Consider the following 4,494-nt stretch of genomic DNA (forward strand, 5'->3'; position numbering starts at 1 on the left):
CTCGGCGCTGGCCGCCGCCGGCACCGTCTCGATCTCCGACGCCGCCCGCCTGCTGCGCATCCGCGGCGAGGCGATGCAGCGGGCGGTCGCCCCGGGCGTCGGCGCCATGGCCGCCCTGCTCGGGCCCGATCTCGCGACCGCGCGCGACATCGCGGAGGAGGCGGCGCAGGGCATGGTCTGCGACGTCGCCAACGACAACGGCGCGGGTCAGGTCGTCCTCTCCGGCCACCGGGAGGCGGTCGAGCGGGCGATGGCGCTCGCGCAAGGGCGCGGCGTACGCCGCGCCGTGCTCCTCAACGTCTCCGCGCCCTTCCACTGTGCCCTGATGGCGCCGGCCGCCGAGGCGATGCGCCGGGCACTCGCCGAGGTGGCGATGAAGCCGCCCGTCGTGCCGGTCTACGCCAACGTCACCGCCGGCCCGCTCACCGATCCGGACGCCATCCGCGACGCGCTGGTGACTCAGGTCACCGGCACCGTGCGCTGGGCCGAGAGCGTCGCCGCCATGGCGGAGGCCGGCATCGACCGCTTCCACGAACTCGGCGCCGGCAAGGTGCTGACCGGCCTCGTCAAGCGGATCGCCCCGAATGCGTCCGCGAGCGCGGTCGGAACGCCCGACGACGTCGCCGCCTACGCCTGAATTTCCACGACGATCAGAAGAGCCGACACCATGTTCGACCTCACCGGCCGCAAGGCCCTCGTCACCGGCGCGACCGGCGGGCTCGGCGGAGCGATCGCCCGGGCGCTGCACGCGCAGGGGGCGCATGTCGCGCTGTCCGGCACCCGCCGCGCGGTACTCGACGAGTTGGCGGCCGAACTCGGGGGCGAGCGCATCGCGGTGGTCGAGGCCAACCTCGCCGACAAGGACGCGGTGGAGGCGCTGCTTCCGGCCGCCGAATCGGCGCTCGGCGGACTCGACATCCTGATCAACAACGCCGGCATCACCCGCGACAACCTCTTCATGCGGATGAAGGACGAGGAGTGGGAGGCGGTTCTCAACGTCAACCTCACCGCCGCCTTCCGCCTGTCGCGGGCCGCCCTGCGGGGCATGATGAAGCGACGCTACGGCCGCATCATCGGCATCGGCTCGGTGGTCGGCGCCACCGGCAATCCGGGACAGGGCAATTACGCGGCGGCCAAGGCCGGCCTCGTCGGCATGACCAAGGCGCTGGCGGCGGAGGTGGCGACGCGCGGGATCACCGTGAACTGCATCGCGCCCGGCTTCATAGCCTCGGCGATGACCGACGCGCTGAACGAGAAGCAGCGCGAGACGATCCTCACCCGCGTGCCCGCGGGCCGGCTCGGCACCGGCGCCGAGATCGGTGCGGCAGCCGTCTATCTGGCCTCGGAAGAAGCGGGTTACGTGACGGGGCAGACGCTGCACGTCAATGGCGGCATGGCGATGTATTGAGAATGTCCACAAAGGCGTGTTTCGACCCGAAAACCACGGCGATGAACGCTTTCTGAACCGCCCCTCGCCAGAGCGGAAACCCTGTGTTAACACCCGGCTCAGCCGTGCAGGGGAGTTGACGGTTCAGCGGGTTGCGGCTTTTCCAAACCACGCGCGATCGAACACCGGCCGTCCAGAAAAAGCCCCGAAGCGGGAAGGCGGCCACGGCGCTTTCGTCAGAAGCACACACCATCACGATCGAGAAGACGAGGACCAACAACGATGAGCGATATCGCCGAGCGCGTGAAGAAGATCGTCGTCGAACACCTGGGCGTCGAGCCTGAGAAGGTCACCGAAGCCTCCAACTTCATCGACGATCTCGGCGCCGACAGCCTCGACACCGTCGAGCTGGTGATGGCGTTCGAGGAGGAGTTCAACGTCGAGATCCCGGACGACGCGGCCGAGACCATCCAGACGGTCGGCGACGCGATCAAGTTCCTGGAGAAGAACTCCGCCTAAGGCGGTGTCCTCGCGCGGGCGGGGTCGACGAGACCCCGCGCGCCACCAGTTTTTGAACCAAGAGTCCTTCGGGGCGGATGAGTCCTTCCAAGGACAGCGGATCGTTGGGATCAGGCAATGCGTCGGGTGGTGATCACGGGTCTGGGGATGGTGTCGCCGCTGGGTGGCAACGTCGAGCACACCTGGAGCCGTCTCGTCGCCGGTGACAGCGGAGCGTCCGCGGTCACGGCCTTCCAGACCGACGATCTCGCCTGCCGGATCGCCTGCACGTTGCCCTTCGGTGACGGCTCCAACGGCACCTTCAATCCCGATCAGTGGATGGAGGTGAAGGAGCAGCGCAAGGTCGATCCCTTCATCGTCTACGCCATGGCCGCCGCCGGCCAGGCGCTCGACGATGCCGACTGGCACCCGAAATCCGACGCCGACCAGGAGGCCACCGGCGTCCTGATCGGCTCCGGGATCGGCGGCATCGGCACGATCTACGACGCGTCGGTGACCCTCCACGAGAAGGGGCCGCGTCGCATCTCGCCCTTCTTCATCCCCGGCCGCATCATCAACCTCGCCTCGGGCCAGGTCTCGATCCAGCACGGGCTGAAGGGCCCGAATCACGCGGTCGTCACCGCCTGCTCCACCGGCGCGCACGCCATCGGCGACGCCTCGCGGCTGATCGCGCTGGGCGATGCCGACGTGATGGTAGCCGGCGGCACCGAGGCACCGGTCAACCGGCTGTCGCTCGCGGGCTTCGCCGCCTGCCGCGCGCTCTCCACCGGCTTCAACGACCAGCCGGCCAAGGCCTCGCGCCCCTACGACCGCGACCGCGACGGCTTCGTCATGGGCGAGGGCGCCGGCATCGTCGTGCTGGAGGCGTACGAGCACGCCAAGGCGCGCGGCGCCAAGATCTACGCCGAGGTGATCGGCTACGGCCTGTCGGGCGATGCCTACCACATCACCTCGCCCGCGCCCGACGGCGACGGCGGCTACCGCTGCATGAAGGCCGCGGTGAAGCGGGCCGGGATCGATCCGTCCGAGATCGACTACATCAACGCCCACGGCACCTCGACCCCGCTCGGCGACGAGCTGGAGCTCAAGGCGGTGGAGCGGCTGCTCGGCGACGCCGCTTCCAAGGCGTCGATGTCCTCGACCAAGTCGGCCATCGGCCACCTGCTCGGCGCCGCCGGCGCGGTGGAGGCGATCTTCTCCGTCCTCGCGATCCGCGACGGGGTGATGCCGCCGACGCTCAACCTCGACAACCCGTCGGTCGAGACCGCGATCGACCTCGTTCCGCACGAGGCCAAGCGCAAGCGCGTCGATACGGTTCTCTCGAACTCCTTCGGCTTCGGCGGCACCAACGCTTCGCTGCTGATGCGCCGGGTCGCCTGAGGGCGGCCCTCGCTCGACGGTGTGTGGCCGCCTAGCCGCAGGCAACGCCATTTCGCCACAAAACGGCTTACACTGCCTCGCAAAACGCCCGGTCCGCAGCCGGGCGGAGATTTTGTGAGAGACGCCCGTCGAACGCTCGGCAACGGCCGAGCGACCGGGGGACGGCACCCTGAGCGGGGCGCCGCGAAGGGCCACAGCAGGATTCCGGATGTTTCGCAGACGACAAGATCCGCCGTCTCCGCCGCCCGCTTCCGAGGAGCCGTCGCTGCCGAACCGGCCCTCGCCGCGCAGCCCGAGCGAGGCGATCAAGCCCACCGTCGCCCCTCCCCCGCCCGAGAAGCCCGAGCGTCGCCGCGGCGGCCTGCTCGCCACCATCAGCGGCTTTCTCACCCTCGCCGTCGTCCTCGCGCTCGGCGCCCTCGTCGGGCTCACCCTGCTCAACCGTCAGACCTCGGAGCCGGGACCGCTCCCCGCCGACAAGGTCGTGGTGATCCCCAGCCGCAGCGGCACCTCGGAGATCGCCAGCATCCTCGCCCGCGAGGGCGTGATCGAGCATCCGAGCCTGTTCGAGATGGCCGCCCGGTTCAACGGCAAGGGGCCGCTGAAGCATGGCGAGTACATGTTCAAGGCCCATGCCAGCGTGAAGGACACGATCGAGACCCTGACCAACGGGCGTCAGGTCCAGCACGCCATCACCTTCCCCGAGGGCCTGACCTCCGAGCAGATCGTCGCCCGGCTCAACGACAACGACATCCTGTCCGGCGAAGTGGCCGAGACCCCGCCCGAGGGCTCGCTCCTGCCCGATACCTACAAGTTCGAGCGCGGCGCCACCCGCCAGCAGATCCTCAACCTGATGCGCGCCAAGCAGCGCGAGGTGCTGAACCAGATCTGGCAGCGCCGCAGCGCCGACGTGCCCGTCAAGACGCCGGCCGAGATGGTGACGCTGGCCTCCATCGTCGAGAAGGAGACCGGCCGCGCCGACGAGCGGCCGCGGGTGGCGGGCGTGTTCGTCAACCGCCTGCAGAAGCGGATGAAGCTGCAATCCGATCCCACCATCGTTTACGGCCTCGTCGGTGGGCGCGGCACCCTCGGGCGCGGCATCCTGCGCTCCGAGATCGAGCGGCCGACCCCCTACAACACCTACGTGATCGAGGGCCTTCCGCCCGGTCCCATCGCCAATCCGGGCCGGGCGGCGCTGGAGGCGGTCG

5 protein-coding genes are annotated in these 4,494 nt (G+C 69.6%); all 5 read left to right on the top strand.

Features of this window, described 5'->3' with window-relative positions; all coding sequences use genetic code 11:
* Nucleotides 1-637: ACP S-malonyltransferase (locus MFF42_RS25570; RefSeq protein ID WP_238258775.1), on the top strand; the 637-nt coding region annotated here is incomplete at its 5' end.
* 30 nt (nucleotides 638-667) lie between these two features.
* Nucleotides 668-1,408 carry a 3-oxoacyl-[acyl-carrier-protein] reductase gene (fabG, locus tag MFF42_RS25575; RefSeq protein WP_238258776.1) on the top strand — a complete coding sequence of 247 codons (741 nt, stop codon included), beginning with the start codon at nucleotides 668-670 and terminating at the stop codon, nucleotides 1,406-1,408.
* Between the two features lie 261 nt (nucleotides 1,409-1,669).
* Nucleotides 1,670-1,906, top strand: coding sequence for an acyl carrier protein (locus tag MFF42_RS25580; RefSeq protein WP_003599981.1), 237 nt, complete (start codon nucleotides 1,670-1,672; stop codon nucleotides 1,904-1,906).
* A gap of 117 nt (nucleotides 1,907-2,023) precedes the next feature.
* Entirely contained in the window at nucleotides 2,024-3,286 is a 1,263-nt protein-coding gene (gene fabF, locus MFF42_RS25585; protein WP_238258777.1) for a beta-ketoacyl-ACP synthase II, read from the top strand.
* Nucleotides 3,287-3,494: 208 nt separating this feature from the next.
* A partial coding sequence (gene mltG / locus MFF42_RS25590; protein ID WP_238258778.1) for an endolytic transglycosylase MltG occupies nucleotides 3,495-4,494 on the top strand: 1,000 nt, incomplete at its 3' end.

This window comes from Methylorubrum podarium, from assembly GCF_022179745.1.
Classification (GTDB): domain Bacteria; phylum Pseudomonadota; class Alphaproteobacteria; order Rhizobiales; family Beijerinckiaceae; genus Methylobacterium; species Methylobacterium podarium.